We start from the raw sequence: 18273 nt of genomic DNA, 5'->3' as shown, positions 1-18273 counted from the left end.
ATTACAATGAATACCGATAACCCATATAGTACCGGAGCCCCGCAGATCATTAATGTATGTATCATAGAAGATGATGAAATCATCCGGAAGGGATACGTGAGGCTTTTAGAAGCCGACGAATTTTTTTTTACGTCCGGAGACTATGGATCGGTTGAAGAAGCGCTAAGCGGCCTGGAGGCAAACCGGCCGGATGTTATTTTACTCGATATTCAACTGCCGGGGATCAAAGGCGTGGATGCGTTACCCGAAATCAAAAAAAGACTGCCACAAACACAAATTATTATGCTTACCGTATATGAATCAGCGGAACTGGTTTTTACGGCATTAAAAAACGGCGCTTCAGGATATCTTACTAAAAACACTTCTTTTAATAAAATAAAAGAGCATATTAAAGAGGTGGTAAAAGGCGGGGGTGTTATGAGCGCCAATATAGCCATGCTGGTAATGAGGCATTTTCAAAAAAATATAAATACCCCTTTAACCAAAAGGGAAACGGAAATCCTTGAATGTGTTGCAGATGGAAAAAGCCGTTCAAAAATTGCAACCGAATTATTTATTGATCTGGAAACAGTAAAATCGCACATCAAAAATATCTATCACAAATTAAATGTCAACTCCCGTGATGAGGCCATAAAAGTGGCCCGGAAAGACCGGTATATCTGAGGTTGTCTTTCCCTGTCCTTCATAGAGGATCGTACAAAATCACGCTTATGGGGGGATTGACTTTTTTTCCCCTGCGCGATACCTTTATAATGAGGAATGAGCTTTGTGAATTTGTATACACAATAAAAAAACAAGCATCATGAAACGGATTCTACTGCTGCTACTGCTCAGCAGCGTTGGGTATTGCGCCGCTGCGGGCAACCCTTTGGTTAACGACTTGTCTTTAAAATCTTTTAACGCGCTGTTCAAAAATGCACATAATGTAGTATGGTCAGCAGGTAAGGATTTTAGCGACGTTTCTTTTCAGGAAGATAATATATTAATGCGGGCGCGTTTTGATAATGGAGGTAACCTCGTTCAAACCATCAGGTATTATAAAGAACAAAACCTCCCGGTTTTTATCATGCAACAAATAAAGAAGGAATACAAAGGCTGCGAGATATACGGCGTTACAGAATTATCGAGGAAGGACGCTTTTATCTACACGTTCTCCTTACGCGATAAAAAGCATTTATTCGTAGTGCTTACTGATATAAACGGCGTTGTACTTTCTTCCAAACAATATAACTGCGGGATGTGAGGCTTTCCACTAACTGTTGTATTTTTAGCAGATGCAACAATTGACGATCACAAACATTACTTGTTATAAATTATTTATTCCCCTAAAGGAGCCGTTCATTATTTCCCTGGGACCGCTTTATAACGCGGAAAGCGTGCTGGTAAAGATCGAAACTAATGCCGGCATTACCGGTTGGGGCGAATGCAGCCCGTTTATGACTATCAACGGCGAATCGGCAGATACAGGACTTGTTGTGAGCCGCTATTTTGAGCAGGTATTGAGGGGGAAAGATCCGCTGGATATACCGGGCCGTATTGCAGATATGGATGGGGTTATCTATGGCAACAAAAGTATTAAAAGCGCTTTTGATATGGCCTTGTATGATATCGCCGCAAAACACGCAGGACTGCCTTTATACGCTTTTTTAGGAGGGAATAAGAACAAACAAATAGTGACCGATTATACTGTAAGTGTGGGAGCGCCGTCCAAAATGGCGGCGGATGCGGCAAAAATAAAAGGGCAGGGATTTCCTGTTATTAAAGTGAAAATTGGCAAAGGCGGTGCGGAAGATGTAAAACGCATACAGGCCATACGTGAAGCGGTGGGGTATGATATTCCGTTGCGGGTGGATGCCAACCAGGGCTGGGATACAGAAGAAGCCATTGCAACATTGAAAGCGCTGGCACCGTTTAAGATACAACATTGCGAAGAGCCCATCGCCCGGTGGAACTTTATGGAGCTACCTGAAATTAAAGCAGAAAGCCCTGTTAGGTTGATGGCAGACGAAAGCTGTTGTGATCAGCATGATGTAAAACGATTGATCGGGCTGAAGGCCTGCGATCGCATCAACATCAAGTTGGGCAAAAGCGGTGGTATTTACAATGCGTTGCAGATGATCCGTATGGCCGAAGACGCCGGTATGGAAATACAGATCGGGGCCTTCCTGGAATCGCGGCTGGCCATGACGGCCTTTGCACACCTGGCCTTGTGCAGTCCGAATATCGTATATTTTGACTTTGATACCGCGCTAATGTTTAGCGAAGATCCGGTTGAAGGAGGCATCGTTTATAAGGCGAATGGGGTTATTGAAGTGCCGGACGAACCTGGAATTGGAGCGGTGCCAAAGGCACATTTCTTAAAATAATCCAATTGGATATTAAAAAAACTGTCACCCTGAATTAGGATTTACGGCGCCAAATCATTGAAGCAATGACACATTAAGGGGGCGTCATTTCAATGAATTCGCCAAAGGCGGATGAAGGGAACTTTTATCACCGAAGGTAAATCTTATCATTAAAGGACGGGATTTCTCCCCTCCTGGCGTCGGGCTCGAAATGACGGGGAAAAATAATGATTGGTTTTCATTACTTTAATTTGTGGTCTCACATATTCTTTCAGTGTTTCAGAGCTTTTGTGGCTTTTTCGCTGCTAAAACCATTGAAAAAATCTGACAATGCCAATCGATAAATTGCTTTTTTTCGGGTAATAAAAGAGCGAGGCTTGTAGCCTCGCTCAGTTGAACAAAAATTTTGTGCCCTAACAATTACGCCTGTTTTTCCTTTGACAGTTGCTGCTCCCATTTCCAGGCCGTCTCCATCATAGCGTCCAGGCCATATTTGATTTCCCATCCAAGTGTATTAACCGCATGGTCATTATTGGCGTAAATGGCAATAACATCCCCCGGGCGGCGCGGGCCGATTTCATAATTCAGTTTTACCCCGCTTACTTTTTCAAATGATCGTATCGCCTCTAAAACGGTAACGCCATTGCCGGTGCCCAGGTTGAAGATCTCGTAATTGGACTTATTCTTTACCTCTTCCAGGTATTTGATGGCCAGGGTATGCGCATGGGCAATATCACTTACGTGAATAAAATCCCGTACACAGGAGCCGTCGCGGGTATCATAATCGTCGCCAAAAACCGTCATTTTGGGTAATTTGCCAATAGCGGTTTGCGTAATGGCCGGCACCAGGTTTTGCGGGCGGCCAATGGGCACTTCCCCAATTTCGATAGAGGGGTGCGCACCTACCGGGTTAAAATAACGCAATGCGATCACATTGGTGTCAAACACTTTTGCAAAATCGGTCAGGATCTGCTCACCCATTTGTTTAGTGGCGCCATAAGGAGATTCTGCCGGTTTGGTAGGAGTTGTCTCCACTACCGGAATTTTATCGGGGTTGCCGTAAACCGTGCAAGAGGACGAGAAAACAAAATACGGCGTACTAAAATCGCGGGCGCACTTTAAAACATTTAGTAAAGAGTTCAGATTATTCTCGTAGTATACCAAGGGCATTTCTACTGATTCGCCCACCGCTTTGTAAGCGGCAAAATGAATGATCCCGGTAATGTCCGGGTTTTCCATAAAAATAGCATGGGTATCATCAAAATCGCAAAGATCCACTTTGTAATTTTTTATCTTTTTACCCGTGATGTTTTCGACCCGGTCTAAAATAAAAGGCTGGGAACGGCTGTTATTATCAACAGATATTACATCGTATCCGTTTTCAATTAAATCAACAATGGTATGTGATCCTATATACCCACTACCCCCGGTTACTAAAATCTTACTCATATTAAAATATTGTGGAACAAAGTTGCGGAAAAAAACGCTACAAAAAAGGATTGTTTCAAAAGTGATAACTGGCCGGGAAGCCGGTGAGGCGGGAATAATAAACCGGCATCAAAATTATTTTAAAAAACAATATCTTCCCGTATTTCCGCCTTCCCGGCATTAATTTGCTTCGGGCTCTTTTTTATTTATAGCAGGTGCGTAAACAAAAAAATGGCTGCCCTTTTGAGACAGCTACTTTTTTTAAAAATGTAGTTGGTGTACCGGTTGTTACATAAATAATTTGATCACATAATAAACGATCCCTGCAACCACGGCACTAACCGGAATGGTCAGGATCCAGGCTATTAACAGGTTGATGGTAACGCCCCAGCGTACGGCAGACAGGCGTTTGGTGGCGCCCACCCCTATAATGGCTCCGGTTACGGTATGGGTGGTACTTACGGGGATACCCATGCCTTCGGTAAGGATAAGGGTAGAGGCTGCTGCCGTTTCTGCGGCCACGCCTTCCAGCGGGGTTACTTTGGTGATCTTTGTTCCCATGGTTTTTACGATCTTCCAGCCCCCGCTCATGGTGCCCAGGGCAATAGCGCTATAGCAGGCGATGGGGATCCAGGCATGTGACATCAGGATGCTTTTCGGATCAACATCTGCGCTCATAGTTCCTGTTTGCACACCATGATAAAGAATCACTACAGAAATAAGTCCCATTACTTTTTGCGCGTCGTTACCACCATGGCCCAGGCTAAAGGCTGCGGAGGACACTAGCTGCAGCCGTTTAAACCATTTGTCGGTGCTGTAGGGATTTTTATTTCTGCAGATCCAGTAAATGCCAAGGGTGATCAGGAACGCCAGCAGCATGCCGATCAGCGGAGAAAGAAAGATGAAGACCACTGTTTTTATAAAATTGGCCATCACAATAACATTAAAAGTATGAGCTTTGGCGATGGCGGCGCCTATTAAACCTCCGATCAACGTGTGGGAGGAGCTCGACGGAATACCAAACCACCAGGTAAACAGGTTCCACAGGATGGCGGCGATCACTGCTGCCAGTATTACGACCAGGTCAAAATCAAGAAATTCCGGTTTTACTGTTTTAGCGATGGTATCGGCAACTTTATGGTCTTTAAAAACAAAAAAAGCAACAAAGTTCCAGAATGCGGCCCATAATACGGCCTGAAAGGGCGTTAGTACTTTGGTGGAAACAATTGTTGCAATAGAATTGGCGGCATCATGAAATCCGTTGATATAATCAAAGATCAGCGCCAATGCAACAATAACTATAAGTAAGGAGAACATAAATTATGGTTAATAGTTAATGGTTCATGGTTCTTAGCTCATGGATCATAGTTTTTTGCAGATGTTCGTTTTCATTGCGGGCTATGAACCAGGAACTACAGCCGATGAACAGATTACGCGTATTTGATAATAATGGATTCAATGACGTTACCGGCGTCCTCACACTTATCCGTTACTGTTTCCATCACCTGGAAAATGTCCCTTTTTTTGATCACTTCTTTTGCGTCCGATTCCGTATCAAATAGTTTTTCAATGCTCAGGTCAAATACATCATCTGCCTGGTTCTCTATACTGTTTATTTTGATCAGGCCTTCCGTAATATCCCGTATCTTTTTCATATCCCGCAGCTCCATTACCACTATTCTTACCTGTTCTGTAGCAGCTTCTATCAGTTCCACCATTTTTAAAATGCCCGTTTCATTGGGATTCACGCGGTAGAGCTTGATCTTTTTAACGGCGGAATAAATATAATCGGCAATATCATCAAGCGAGGTGGCAAGAAAGTGGATGTCTTCCCGGTCGAAAGGCGTAATGAAGTTGCGCCCCAGTTCTGTAAACACATTGTGCGTCAGTTCGTCATTATCGTGCTCCAGGTCAATGATCTGCTGTACATAGGCATTTCTTTTGTCCGGATCAGGTTCCGAAGCAAATTTTTTAATAAGAGTCCCCATCAGGGCCACATTGTTTGAAATTTTTTCAAACAGCTCAAAAAAAACAGTGTTTTTGGGTGTGAACAGTTTAATAAATGAATTTAATCCCATGGTTGAAATTTAATTGGTGGCAAAATTATTGGCTTGAGGGGAGCGTACCCATAAAATTAAAGGAATTAATAATTCCTTAATATAGAAAACAGGGTTTGATTTGATTTTTTGTTTACCCAATACACCGGTTTTCCACTGTATGTCCACAAAAAACAGGCTGTTAACATAGAAATAAAATTACAGAAACAATTTAGTAACGGCTACGTAACAATGGGGTAATCCGGCGGATTGACTTTTGCAGCAAATCTCACGTATGCAATTCAGGTATCTGCTTATTGGATTATTAATGCTGGTTGGTAATTGTTTGGCGGCACAAAATAAGATTTCGGGAAAAGTGGTAAATGATGCCGGGCAACCGATTGTGGGGGCTACCGTAAAGATTACAGGAGCCAATACCGGCACCCGCACTAATACCGAAGGAGATTTCACCCTGGCTGTAAGTGTCGAAAAAGCATATGAACTTGAAATTTCTGCCGTGGGCTATGCAACTAAAACGGTAAGTAACATTGAAGCTGAAGGCGGCCGTTTTAAAGAATTACTGGTGGCTTTGGAAAATAAAGCGGTACAGTTGGAAGGCGTAGTTGTACAGGGAAAATCAACCAAAGAATCCGAGGCTGCGCTTCTTACCGAGCAGAAAAGATCTTTGGAAATGAAACAAGCCATCGGTTCGCAGGAAATGGCGAAAAAAGGCGTTTCCGATGCCGCAATTGCCGTTACAAAAACAGCAGGAATTGCTAAACAGGAAGGCGTGAAAAACGTATTTGTACGCGGGCTTGGCGACCGGTACAACTCTACATTTCTTAATGGATTGCCACTTCCCGCGGAAGACCCACTGTACAAAAACATTTCTTTGGAGTTTTTTCAATCCAACATCATTAAAAACATTAATGTAAACAAAACTTTCGGAGCCAACCTTTACGGTGATAATTCCGGGGCGAATATTGATATTTCTTCTAAAGAATTAGAAAAAGCTAAACTTTTGAGCATTTCTGTAGGTGCAGGCCTTAACACCAATGCTATTTCGGCAGACAAGTTTTCGATTGCGAACGGCGCGTACAGTTATTTTGGCTTTCTTAAAAACGGTAGAAATGTTCCGATTACGGATTTGACCCAATACACGTTTCATTCCGGTTTCAAAACCAACAGTGTTTCGCCCCCCATAAATACAAACTTTAACATCGCTGGCGGCCGGAGATTGAAGGTAGGGAATGGCAATAATACCCTTTCATTATTTGCTGTTGCAAACAGCGTGAGCGATTATTACTACAGAAAAGGCTTTATAGGACAGGCGACAAATACGGGCGATTACCAGCAAAGTATGAATATGGACCGCTCTGATTATAAAACCACGCAGTCTTTGCTCGGAAACGTAAAATTCAAATACACTAAAGGAAGCCTTTCATGGAACGCGCTCTTTATCCATAATAATACTCAGTTTGTGGGGAATTATTTGGGTTACAATAAAGATATTAATGATAATCTTGGTTCGGAAGATGCACAACAATCGCGCATTGTCCGCCAGCAAAACAATAATAATAATTTGTTCTCCAACCAATTGTTGGCAGATTATAAATTCAGCGATAAAGTCAGTGCAAACGTTGGTGCCGTTTATAGTACAATGCGTGGAACAGAGCCGGACAGAAAAACCAATGCTTATGCCATGACGGGAGCCGGAAGCTACATTCTAAGTGCCAATTCTCCGGGAGATAATAACCGCTTTTTTTCTACACTCAACGAGAATGATTTTGCCGGGAAAGCCGCAATAGATTATACTTTTAACCCGGAAGCAAATTTGCCATCGGTTTTGACTTTGGGCGGAGCGTATAGAAAAACAGACCGTACGTTCAATTTTACAGAGTTTGATTATCAACAAAGCGGATTGGCAGTGGATCCGGGCAACCCCGATGCCGTATTAAATCAGCAAGGCCTTAACTCGGGTGCTTTCAACCTTATAACCTTGTGGAACAATGCCAATTTAAATCCGATGTATTATATCGGGCATCGCAAAATTGGGTCAGGCTATGCCCAGTGGCTTTACCCGCTAAGCGGGAAATTTACCTTGCAGGTTGGTTTACGAAGCGAAAATGTGAAACAAACCATTACCTGGAATACCAATATTACGAGCACCGTAACAGACCTTACGACACCACCATCGCTTATCGACAAAAATTACCTGTTACCAAGTTTAAGTCTTAAATACAACTTCAATGATAAAAACGTCTTGCGTTTTGCAGCAAGCGAAACCTACACCATGCCACAGTTTAAGGAAATGGCAAACTTCCTGTACAGCGATGTAAACTTTAACGAACGCGGAAACCCGTATTTAAAACCTTCAACGGTTTACAATGCCGATTTGAAATACGATTATTATTGGTCCGGAAAAGAAATTATTTCCGTAGGCGGGTTCTATAAACATATTCAGGACCCGATTGTGAGAATGATTATGAATACGCCGGGGCTTGACTATTCTTACGTAAATACGCAGTATGCTGATGTTGCAGGTGCAGAACTGGAAGTAAGAAAAACCTTATACATTATTGAAAATGAAAAACGCAGCAGCGATTTCTCTTTCGGCTTGAATGCTTCTTATTTATACAGCCTGGAAGACCAAACCGACGTAACAACAGGTCTTGTATCGGCTACATTTACCAATCACAAAGGAAAAATGCAGGGTGCTTCCCCGTTGCTCGTCAACGCTGATTTGAGCTACAACACCAGCAGCGATAAGACATCATTTTTATCGACTTTGGTGTTGAACTATGCGTACGATAAAGTATATTCTGTGGGAACCACCGGGCGTGAAAACGTTTTGGAAAAAGCAGTCCCAACACTCGATTTTATCAACAGTTTCGGGTTGAAAAAATCCAAACTGGCAATAAATTTTGGTGCGCGAAACATCTTGAATTCGGAATTTAAACTAACCCAAAGAGCCACATCCAACGTAACGGGCGAAACGAAGGACATACTGATAAGCAGTTATAAAAAAGGCGTAACCCTGGTTTTGGGGGTTAACTGGCAATTGTAAATTTCTAACGCAACTTAAACATTCAAATAAAACAAAAAAAGCAACAAAATGAAAAAAATACTCATGTTAGCTGCGGTTGCAGCAGTGTTCGCTTCTTGTGTCAAGAACGACAGCAGTACTACTACCCCTCCTCCCAGTGATGGTAACGGAACAAAAGACGGATTTATCTCTTCAATGACAGATCCCGACTTTGACGCCAATAACCTGCAGGGAAAAGTAAACGGAAATTTTACGTTGCCTGCCGGTAACTATAAACTTACCGGTCGTTTGATTGTAGTAGACGGTTCTACATTAACGGTTAGCCCGGGTACCACATTTACGGCAACTGCTTCTGGCGGAGCTGCTGCTACAAGCATATCTGTAGAGGTAATGCAAGGTGGAAAACTGAAAGCCGTAGGTACAGCAGATAAACCAATCCGTTTCATTTCTGCAAACAAAAAACCGGGCGACTGGATGGGTGTTTTCTTGTGTGGTAAAGCTACACTTGTTAACGCGGCTACTGGCACAAGAGATGGTTCTTACACACAAACAACTGAGATTGGTGATGCACTTTATGGCGGTAAGGATGATGCTGATGGTTCAGGTGATTTGGAATATGTAGAAATCGGTTATGCCGGCGCACGTATTAACGCAACAAAAGAAGGTAACAACCTTTCATTGTACGCACAGGGCACAGGTACTATCCTGAAAAACCTTTGGTTACACGATGGTTCTGATGATAATATTGAATTTTTTGGCGGTACCGTAAACGTTGAAAACATTTTGGTGGTTAACTCTGCTGACGATACTTTCGACTGGTGTCTTGGCTGGAAGGGTACTGCTAAAAACGTAATCGAAGTTCGTGAAGCGGGCTTTACAGACATTACCAACGGTTCCGGTATGATGGAAGGCGACGGCGGGTTCTCTGACCTGGCTTCTACTCCTGCAATTACAGACAACTTGTCAAATCCTACTTTCACCAATCTTTCAGTAGGCGTTTATAACGCAAATGGTAATGACGCGGGTACTTCAGGTAATCCTGCTTATGCACTTCGCGCAGGGTTCACCTACCGTACAGGTTGTAAAATTACGATCAACAATGCAAAAGTTCTTTGGGCTGCCACAGCGGCTAATCCAACAAACGGTTTGATCAAATTTAACGATGGCACAGGGCCGGCTATTGCTAAAGATGTTAAAATAGACATGAATTACACCGGTCCTAACTTTATCGGGGCAACCGGTGTAACAACATCTGCCGGCAGCCCTGTTCCAGGCGCAAACTACAATGCTACCGGAACTTACCCAGCGTATACATTTGCCGATTTCACAAAATTGGTGTTCAACAATACAGCTAACACAGGCGCTGACAAAACCGCTTTTGCATGGACAAGTTATGACTTTGCTACCAAGGCGCCGGGTTTGTAATAAATTTTAAAGTCTCATTCAACCGGTAATCCCATCGATTTTGTAAAGTTTCTTACAGCGGTGCACTTGGAATACCTGATTTGTTAGCAGGCTGGGCTTCTTGCAACCCCAGGCTATGGCTTACGACAATGCAGGTACTGTAGAATAATTATATTTTTCTGAAACTAAAAGGCGCCCCCGGTTTTGGGGGTGCTTTTTAGTTTATAATTATCGAGTACGGCAGTTGTTGCAAATGAATTTTCATATATAAGCTTACTGAGGGTATATCAATTAGACAAAAAAACACTGTCATCCTGCGTTATCTATTGCGTTGCCTGCCCCATCTGCAATCATTCAGGCGGGCAAAACAATGAGGCGATGACACAGTCAGGTATCGTCGATGAGTCCGCCCAGGGCGGATGAAGAGAAATCTTATTATTTAAAGAACGAGATTTCTCCGTTCACTCGCCCCGATTTTTGTCGGGGTTCGTTCCGTCGAAACGACGACAACAATAATGATTGGTTTTCATAACGTTAAAGCATCTGTCATTGGCAGCCTGATATCCACTCCTTTTGAGGCAATTTAAAATATATAGCGACTGCTTTGGCGGGAAATAAAATATGTATATTTATGATATGATTGATGATGAAGGTCTATTGCTTTCTATTTCCAGGGGAGATGAAATTGCTCTTGGCCGATTTTTTGATCTGTATAAAGCCAAAGTATATGGCTACTTACTGTCCTTTGTAAAATTGCAGGAAGTGGCAGAAGAACTTACCCTGGATGTGTTTCTTAAGATCTGGCAAAAAAAAGAACTGTTAGCGGAGGTTAAAGAGCCGGCTGCCTTTCTCTTTGTTATTTCGAAACACAAGGCATTGGATTTTTTAAAAGCTGCCGCCCGCAACGCCCGCCTGCAACAATTAATCACGGATCATATTACCAACGCATCTCAAAGCGAGCAGGCTCAGACAAGCATTGCAAAACATCTGGAGCAAAAAGAGCTCATTACGCAATTGTTAAATGAGCTATCGCCGCAACGAAAGGAAATTCTGATCCTAAGCCGTTTGGAAGGGCTCTCTCATGTTGAGATCGCCCAAAAGCTGAAGATTTCACGCAATACTGTAAAAAATACTATTACCCAAACCCTCAGGCATCTGGAGCGGGTTTTTAATGGTAACAGCATTGAAACCTGCTGGATTGTTTTCATACTTGGGGGCGTTTTTTTGCTGATGATACAAGAAATTTTTTTGCAATAGTCCTACCCTTACCGTTTTGTCGTCATTAATAAATACAGCGTATTTAAATTAATGAGATTGCTATGTCCACTAATCCCAAACGGTTAGACCATCTTTTTAAAAGATATATTGCCGGGTCCTGTTCTCCCCAGGAAATGGAAGAGTTTTGGGCGCTTTTATCCGAACTTACTGATGAAGAGCAGTTGGCTATTGGGCTGCAGGACGCCTGGGATAATGGAAAAAGTTTCCCGGTTGGGAGCAAAGAGCAATGGGATCGGGTGTACCGGCGGCTCCATGAAAGAATTTTAGAAGAAAAAAAGCACACGGTACATAAGTCGCAACGTAGCCGGTACCTGTGGCCTGCTGCTGCAGCGCTTACGGGGATCATGATTGCTGCAGGCTACTTCTCCGCTATTAAAATGTTCATCCGGCCGCAACCGCTTCACCCCAAAGCAGTTTTGGCCGCTCGTAGTGCTGAGGGTTCAAAAGCTGCAGTACAGGTTGTTTCACTTCCCGATGGTTCGGTAATTACATTACGGAAAGACAGTAAGTTGCAGTATGACGCCTCATCCTTTGGAAAAGGCTCCCTGCGGAGCGTAACGCTCACCGGAGAAGCCTATTTTGACGTGGCTCATGACGAAAAACATCCCTTTATTGTAAATACCGGCAAATACAATATCAGGGTGCTGGGAACGGCATTTAACGTAAAAATGATGGCTAACGGATTGCAGGTAGCGGTTGCCCGTGGAAAAGTACGGGTAGACGAATCGGCTTCTCATAAATCCATGGGGGTTTTATTGCCTGGCAATCAACTGACTATTAATGAGTTACTGCCGGTCAGCAATCAGGCAAATACCGCTTATGTTGCCGCGGATGCGGTTCCGGCCTGGACCAAACAAACCTTTACCTTCAATAATGATACATGGGAAACCGTGGCTACGGCTATCGGCAACCAGTTTGGTGTAAGTGTAAAATTAAAGAGCAGGCCATTAGCCACCTGCCGGTTTACCGCAGATTTTACGGATAAATCGCTGAGCGAATGTTTGGATATTCTGTGTTTGATGACTCATTCAAAATGGTACAAAGACGGGGAAAGCACGGTATGGGTGGATGGAGCAGGTTGTAATTAATACATGTGAAATAATAAATAGTATAAACCAGTAATTAATGATGAAAAAAAATGGGCTGTACTAAGTGCGAGTTAGTGCAGCCCTGATTTAAAACCACTATTCGTTAACATTTAAATCAAACTAAAGGTATGAAAAAATGTGCCTTTTACCGGGGTATTTTCTGCCCGCGCCCCAAAGATCACAACATTTACAGGGAAATTGGTTATCTGATGAAATTAAGTTTTGTAGCAGCAGTGTTAGTGCTGTTTTCATTGAATGTGCTTTATGCAAGAAGTTCCAGGGCCCAGGATGTGCATTCCACTTTCGTAAACGTAAAACAGGAGCGTGCATCGCTTAAAACGGTATTTAGCCAGATCGAGCGGCAAACAGACTTTCGTTTTGCCTATATAGACAACCAGGTAAGCGCCTACACATCGCTGCTTTTGCCCGGAGGTAAAAGGATCCTGGCGGATGTGCTAAAGGACCTGTTTGCACAAACCAGTCTGGAATACGATGTCCGGGGTAATGCGATCGTGGTTATCGGGAAACCCGGAAAACAGGCCGTTGCTATCAAGGAAGAAAAACAACTACCTCCAATAAGCGGTGTGGTACGGGATGAAAAAGGCGATCCGCTTGACGGGGTTTCTGTTTCCATAAAAGGCACCAGGGTGGGTACGGTAACCACAGCCGGCGGTATTTTCACTATCGACACAAAGCCCGGGGATGTGCTGGTGTTTTCGCGTGTTGGTTATAACAGCAAAGAAGTGACCGTAGGCAGGGACGCGAAACTGGATGTAACGCTTACTGGTTTGGAAAATAAGCTGGATGAAGTGGTGGTAGTGGGTTATGGCACACAAAAGAAGGTAACCGTTACAGGTGCCGTAGCACAGGTAAAAGGCGCCGAGCTGGAAAAGTCACCGGCCGCCAGCTTGTCTAATTCTCTCGCAGGTCGGTTACCGGGCATTAGCACTATGCAAACCAGTGGAGAGCCTGGTTATGATGGGGCTAATATCCGTATCCGCGGTACCAATACGCTGGGCAACACAAGTGCCCTGATTGTGGTGGATGGCGTGCCCGATATCGGGGGTGGGCTTGATAAAATAAACCCGGCCGATATCGAAACAATGTCTGTTTTAAAAGACGCCTCTTCCGCTATCTATGGGGTACGGGCGGCCAACGGGGTGATCCTGATCACTACCAAACGCGGGAGATCAGGCAAGCCGGTGTTGTCCTACAACTTTAATTATGGCCTGGCGCAGCCCACCGTGATCCCTAAAATGGCAGATGCGGTGGAATACGCCGAAATGAATAATGAGACCACCATTTATGATAATATTCCTTCGGCAGAATGGACGGCAGCCTGGAATGCCTTTAAAACAACCGGGAAATATACCACCCAGGGTGGTAATACGGTAAATGCGCCCTTCCAGCCGTCGGACATACAGAAATATAAAGATGGAAGCGATCCCTGGGGCCACCCGAATACCGATTGGTTTAAAGGAGCGCTTAAAACCTGGCAACCACAATACCAGCACTATATACAGCTCAGGGGCGGTTCTGATAACTTTAAGTTTTTGGCCTCCGGCGGCTATAATTACCAGGATGCCTATTATAAGAATTCTGCTACCAATTATAAACAGTATTATATGCGGATCAACCTGGATGGAAACATCAATAAGTACCTGAGCGCCGGTATTGATCTGAATGCGAGAAGGGAGGACCGGAACTTCCCCACCGAATCAGCCGGTTCCATTTTCAGGATGCTGATGCGGGGCCGGCCAACGGAGCCGGAATTGTGGCCCAACGGGCTCCCTGGTCCGGATATTGAAAACGGAGAGAACCCTGTTGTGATCACCACTAATCAAACCGGGTATAACAAGGATATAAGAGATTATTTCCAGACAAACGGAAGGGTGGTGTTTAAAATACCCGGGGTAGAAGGGTTAAAGTTAACAGGAATCGCCACTGTTGATTATGAGAATCAAAATGTCAAAAACTGGAGGACTCCCTGGTACCTTTATTTCTGGGATCATAAAACATACGAGGCAGACGGAAAAACGCCCTTGCTGACAAAGCAGTTGCGCTCCACGTTTACGAACCCGCAGTTGTCCCAGATGAACGCGCAGACCATGAACATCCTGACCTCCGGGTTCTTAAATTATGATCGCGTCATTGGCCCACATACCATAGCCTTATTGGCGGCGGTAACAAAGGAGACCAATAAGGAAGGTGATTTTAACGGCTATAGCACGAACTTCATTTCCTCGGGGCTGGATCAGTTCTTTGCCGGATCTCCTCCCAGGCAAACCGTAGGCGGGGCGGGCTATAACCGGGCGCGCCTAAGCTATTTCGGCCGGGCCGCTTACAACTACAAGGAAAAATATTTATTTGAATTCTTGTGGCGGAATGATTATTCCTACCTGTTTCCTCCGGCGCACCGCAGCGGTTTTTTCCCGGGCGTAATGGGCGGCTGGGTCATTTCAGACGAGAACTTCTTCAAGAACAGTGTTCCCTTTGTGAATTACCTGAAATTAAGAGCTTCCTGGGGGCAGTTGGGAAATGACCAGGTATATTACAAGGGTCAGTTTAAAGAATATCAATACTTATCTAACTATTCTTTTGGAGGCTATTCCATCAATAATTCAGCTTTTAAAACCCTGTATGAAACGGTGGTGGCCAACAACAATTTCACCTGGGAAGTGGCCAATAACTCCAACGTAGGACTGGAAGGCCAGTTGTTAAACGGCAGGATCAATTTTGAGTTCGATTATTTTTATAATAAACGGACTAACATCCTTTGGCAACAACAGGGATCCACTCCTTTAAGTTCGGGTATTGTTCCGCTGTTGCCCCCCGTTAATTTCGGTACCGTTCGAAATAAAGGATATGAATTTACCCTCGGGTACCATGGAGATCTGAACGATTTCCGGTATTCCGTAAGTGTGAACGGCGGCTATGCTAAAAATGAAGTATTGTCCTTCGACGAAAATAAAGGCGCACCGCAATGGCAATGGTCAACCGGGCATCCGTTTAGCTCCAATGCAAATGGTTCGTATTTAGTTTATGAATATGATGGCGTATTTAAAGACCAGAACGATATCGATCAGACGAAGACGAAGCTGGATTATTCAAATGTTTACCCCACCATCCGGCCGGGGGATATGAAATTCAAGGATGTGAATCATGATGGAAAGATTGACGCCAATGACCGGGTAAGGCAGGATTATACCAATGAGCCCACTTTTACCGGTGGCATCAATATCAATCTTCAATATAAGGCCTTTGATCTTACTATTCTTTTACAGGGCGCCACAGGAGCCAAACAGTATATGAGTTTAACAGAATCGGGAGATATTGGTAACTATTTGCAATATACGTATGACCATCAATGGACTATCGATAACCCCAGCAGCGTGGATCCACGTATTGCCAATAGGGATAACACACCCTATACCTCGGGAGCCAGCACAGGTTATATCGATGAATTGAAGGCAGGTTATGGAAGTAATACCTATTATTTAAGGAGTATGAATTATATGCGCCTGAAGAACCTGGAGCTTGGGTATAATATGCCCGCAAGCCTCAGCAAACATGCCGGAATGAGTAACCTGCGTGTTTATGTAAGCGCGCTTAATTTATTTACCTGGGATAAGCTCCACATATTTGATCCGGAAGCGGGCACAGGAAATGGTCAATATTATCCGCAGGCAAGAGTTATTAATGCCGGTATTAAAGTCACTTTTTAAATAGCAATAAATGAAAAAGATAGCATATAAATATATGGCGATAGGCATGCTCGGGTCTGCTATGTTATTAAACTCCTGCAGTAAGAATTTTTTGAACACAACGCCTGAAACCTCTATCTCATCAGCCCAGGCATGGACGGATGGCGCGCTATCGGAGGCCTTTGTTACCAATGCCTACAATGGCCTGGGAAATGGCGGTTGGTATGAGCAGGAATTAGCTTCCTTAACGGATGAAGCAGTATTTGTGCACCCCGGCCGGAACATCAATATAGTAAATGAGGGTACCCTAAGCCCCAGCAATCTGGGTTGGGTAGACGATACGTATAACTGGGGCCTGATGTACCAGTACATAAGAGCCTGTAATGTATCCCTGGAAAATCTGAAAACGGCAACATTTCCGGATACGGTTTTAAATAACCGGCTGCAGGGGGAAGCGCATTTTCTAAGGGCCTACTACTATCAGCAACTGCTACGCTACTACGGAGGCGTTCCCCTGGTTGCGCACAGTTATGGATTAAACCAGGATTATAGTATTGCGCGGAGCTCCTATGCCGATTGTGTAAAATTTATATCGGCCGACTGTGATACCGCCGTTGGGTTATTAACCGGTAAAAAGCTGGTAAGCGGCCGGGCTACTCCTGTTGCGGCACTGGCATTAAAATCGCGTGTGCTTTTGTATGCAGCCAGTGATCTGCACGATGTACCCACCGCAAAAGCAAAATCGTCGGTGCTCTCGGCCTATTCTAATCCCGAACTACTGGGCTATGTAAGCGGTGATCGTAACGCCCGCTGGCAGGCGGCTAAGGATGCCGCTATGGCAGCCATCAATGCGGCGAATGCCGCCGGAAATTCAGGATATATGCTCAACCTGGGCGCTCCGGCAGCACCGGCCGTGGCCACCCAAAACTATATTTCGGTAGCCATGGGCGGGGGAAGCAAAGCCCCGGGAGTAGATGCTGCAGCAGGCAATGAGCTTATTTTTGTACGCCAGTTCGCACCGGCGGCCTACTCCGGCGGACCTGGCACCGATGGAACTTCGGTAGGGTTGGATAATGGCCCCAACGGCTACCATAACTGGTCCGGCAATATTCCCGTACAACAACTGGTAGATGATTATGAAATGATGGACGGAACCAAATTTGACTGGACTAACCCGGTGGAGGCCGCGCATCCTTATGCCAACCGGGACCCCCGTTTTTATGCTTCCATTTTATACGATGGTGCCCCATGGAAGCCGCGGGATAAGATCGGCGTAACCCAGGACCCGGCCAACCAGATCCAGACCGGGTATTACGAAACAGCCCCCGGGGTACTTACCGGCGGCCTGGATACCCGCCAAAGCGCCATTGAGAACTGGAACGCCTCCTGGTCGGGCTATAATATGCGCAAGTTTATTGACCCCGATCCCAATATTGTCGATAATAATACCAGGCAGTTTATCCCCTTCCCTTTCATTCGTTATACAGAATTGGTGTTCAATTATGCGGAAGCCTGTATTGAATTGGGGCAATACCCCGAAGCGCAGAACTGGCTCAATAAAATCCGCTTCCGGGCCGGCATGCCTGCGATAACGCTTACCGGTGATGCCCTGCGGCAGGAATACCGGAATGAACGAAGGGTGGAGCTGGCATTTGAAGAGCATCGCTATCATGATGCCCGGCGCTGGATGATCGCTCCGGCAACTCTTGGAAGAAAGTTGCTGTTTATTAATGTAACCGGTAAACTAAGGCCGGGACAAACGGCGCTTTCGCCCTATAAGCATGATGAGAACGTTTACTCCTACACGTATGTTCCTTATAATGATAACGGGTTAGAAAACCGTACCTGGCTGGATAAAATGTATTTCAGACCCCTGGCGCTGGATGAGGTAAATAAGAATCAAAAACTCATTCAGAATCCGGGATATTAATTAACTTCATTGCG

At 44.6% G+C, this 18273-nt stretch carries 12 protein-coding genes; 9 read left to right on the top strand and 3 right to left on the bottom strand.

Annotated elements, in window-relative coordinates:
- Nucleotides 1-6 precede the first annotated feature (6 nt).
- The 3 genes from NIASO_RS14090 to NIASO_RS14080 all read left to right on the top strand — a co-directional run bounded on the left by NIASO_RS14090 (nucleotide 7) and on the right by NIASO_RS14080 (nucleotide 2366).
- Nucleotides 7-663: a response regulator gene (locus NIASO_RS14090; protein WP_052356540.1), complete on the top strand. Its 657-nt coding sequence runs from the start codon at nucleotides 7-9 to the stop codon at nucleotides 661-663.
- Nucleotides 664-802: 139 nt separating this feature from the next.
- On the top strand, nucleotides 803-1243 hold the full coding sequence (locus NIASO_RS14085; RefSeq protein WP_008586848.1) for a hypothetical protein: 441 nt from the start codon (nucleotides 803-805) through the stop codon (nucleotides 1241-1243).
- 31 nt (nucleotides 1244-1274) lie between these two features.
- A complete protein-coding gene (locus tag NIASO_RS14080) occupies nucleotides 1275-2366 on the top strand; it encodes a mandelate racemase/muconate lactonizing enzyme family protein (RefSeq protein WP_008586846.1) in 1092 nt (363 codons plus the stop codon).
- Nucleotides 2367-2765: 399 nt separating this feature from the next.
- Here NIASO_RS14080 and galE read toward each other — a convergent pair whose 3' ends face one another.
- The 3 genes from galE to NIASO_RS14065 all read right to left on the bottom strand — a co-directional run bounded on the left by galE (nucleotide 2766) and on the right by NIASO_RS14065 (nucleotide 5851).
- A complete protein-coding gene (gene galE / locus NIASO_RS14075) occupies nucleotides 2766-3794 on the bottom strand; it encodes a UDP-glucose 4-epimerase GalE (RefSeq protein WP_008586844.1) in 1029 nt (342 codons plus the stop codon).
- 267 nt (nucleotides 3795-4061) lie between these two features.
- A complete protein-coding gene (locus NIASO_RS14070) occupies nucleotides 4062-5090 on the bottom strand; it encodes an inorganic phosphate transporter (RefSeq protein WP_008586842.1) in 1029 nt (342 codons plus the stop codon).
- 113 nt (nucleotides 5091-5203) lie between these two features.
- Nucleotides 5204-5851, bottom strand: a complete 648-nt coding sequence (locus NIASO_RS14065; RefSeq protein ID WP_008586840.1) for a DUF47 domain-containing protein — start codon at nucleotides 5849-5851, stop codon at nucleotides 5204-5206.
- A gap of 253 nt (nucleotides 5852-6104) precedes the next feature.
- Here NIASO_RS14065 and NIASO_RS14060 point away from each other — a divergent pair, with 253 nt between their 5' ends.
- The 6 genes from NIASO_RS14060 (at nucleotide 6105) to NIASO_RS14035 (ending at nucleotide 18259) form a co-directional block, all read left to right on the top strand.
- The gene (locus tag NIASO_RS14060) at nucleotides 6105-8876 is read left to right on the top strand and encodes a TonB-dependent receptor (RefSeq protein WP_008586837.1); all 2772 of its coding nucleotides are present in this window, start codon (nucleotides 6105-6107) and stop codon (nucleotides 8874-8876) included.
- Between the two features lie 48 nt (nucleotides 8877-8924).
- A complete protein-coding gene (locus NIASO_RS19735) occupies nucleotides 8925-10280 on the top strand; it encodes a hypothetical protein (RefSeq protein ID WP_008586834.1) in 1356 nt (451 codons plus the stop codon).
- 600 nt (nucleotides 10281-10880) lie between these two features.
- Nucleotides 10881-11516 carry an RNA polymerase sigma factor gene (locus NIASO_RS14050; RefSeq protein WP_008586832.1) on the top strand — a complete coding sequence of 212 codons (636 nt, stop codon included), beginning with the start codon at nucleotides 10881-10883 and terminating at the stop codon, nucleotides 11514-11516.
- A gap of 62 nt (nucleotides 11517-11578) precedes the next feature.
- On the top strand, nucleotides 11579-12625 hold the full coding sequence (locus tag NIASO_RS14045) for a FecR family protein (RefSeq protein ID WP_008586831.1): 1047 nt from the start codon (nucleotides 11579-11581) through the stop codon (nucleotides 12623-12625).
- 128 nt (nucleotides 12626-12753) lie between these two features.
- A complete protein-coding gene (locus NIASO_RS14040; RefSeq protein ID WP_008586829.1) occupies nucleotides 12754-16350 on the top strand; it encodes a SusC/RagA family TonB-linked outer membrane protein in 3597 nt (1198 codons plus the stop codon).
- Between the two features lie 10 nt (nucleotides 16351-16360).
- Nucleotides 16361-18259, top strand: coding sequence for a RagB/SusD family nutrient uptake outer membrane protein (locus NIASO_RS14035; protein WP_008586828.1), 1899 nt, complete (start codon nucleotides 16361-16363; stop codon nucleotides 18257-18259).
- The last annotated feature ends 14 nt before the right edge of the window (nucleotides 18260-18273 follow it).

The organism is Niabella soli DSM 19437 (assembly GCF_000243115.2).
GTDB lineage: Bacteria > Bacteroidota > Bacteroidia > Chitinophagales > Chitinophagaceae > Niabella > Niabella soli.
Note: the sequence above shows the minus strand (reverse complement) of the source record. Positions and strands in the feature narration are given on the sequence as shown.

What these genes read in the sequence shown, in the direction of transcription:
- NIASO_RS14090 (WP_052356540.1), top strand. Translation starts at nt 7, where the DNA reads ATGAATACCGATAACCCATATAGTACCGGAGCCCCGCAGATCATTAAT.
- NIASO_RS14085 (WP_008586848.1), top strand. Translation starts at nt 803, where the DNA reads ATGAAACGGATTCTACTGCTGCTACTGCTCAGCAGCGTTGGGTATTGC.
- NIASO_RS14080 (WP_008586846.1), top strand. Translation starts at nt 1,275, where the DNA reads ATGCAACAATTGACGATCACAAACATTACTTGTTATAAATTATTTATT.
- galE (WP_008586844.1), bottom strand. Translation starts at nt 3,794, where the DNA reads ATGAGTAAGATTTTAGTAACCGGGGGTAGTGGGTATATAGGATCACAT.
- NIASO_RS14070 (WP_008586842.1), bottom strand. Translation starts at nt 5,090, where the DNA reads ATGTTCTCCTTACTTATAGTTATTGTTGCATTGGCGCTGATCTTTGAT.
- NIASO_RS14065 (WP_008586840.1), bottom strand. Translation starts at nt 5,851, where the DNA reads ATGGGATTAAATTCATTTATTAAACTGTTCACACCCAAAAACACTGTT.
- NIASO_RS14060 (WP_008586837.1), top strand. Translation starts at nt 6,105, where the DNA reads ATGCAATTCAGGTATCTGCTTATTGGATTATTAATGCTGGTTGGTAAT.
- NIASO_RS19735 (WP_008586834.1), top strand. Translation starts at nt 8,925, where the DNA reads ATGAAAAAAATACTCATGTTAGCTGCGGTTGCAGCAGTGTTCGCTTCT.
- NIASO_RS14050 (WP_008586832.1), top strand. Translation starts at nt 10,881, where the DNA reads ATGTATATTTATGATATGATTGATGATGAAGGTCTATTGCTTTCTATT.
- NIASO_RS14045 (WP_008586831.1), top strand. Translation starts at nt 11,579, where the DNA reads ATGTCCACTAATCCCAAACGGTTAGACCATCTTTTTAAAAGATATATT.
- NIASO_RS14040 (WP_008586829.1), top strand. Translation starts at nt 12,754, where the DNA reads ATGAAAAAATGTGCCTTTTACCGGGGTATTTTCTGCCCGCGCCCCAAA.
- NIASO_RS14035 (WP_008586828.1), top strand. Translation starts at nt 16,361, where the DNA reads ATGAAAAAGATAGCATATAAATATATGGCGATAGGCATGCTCGGGTCT.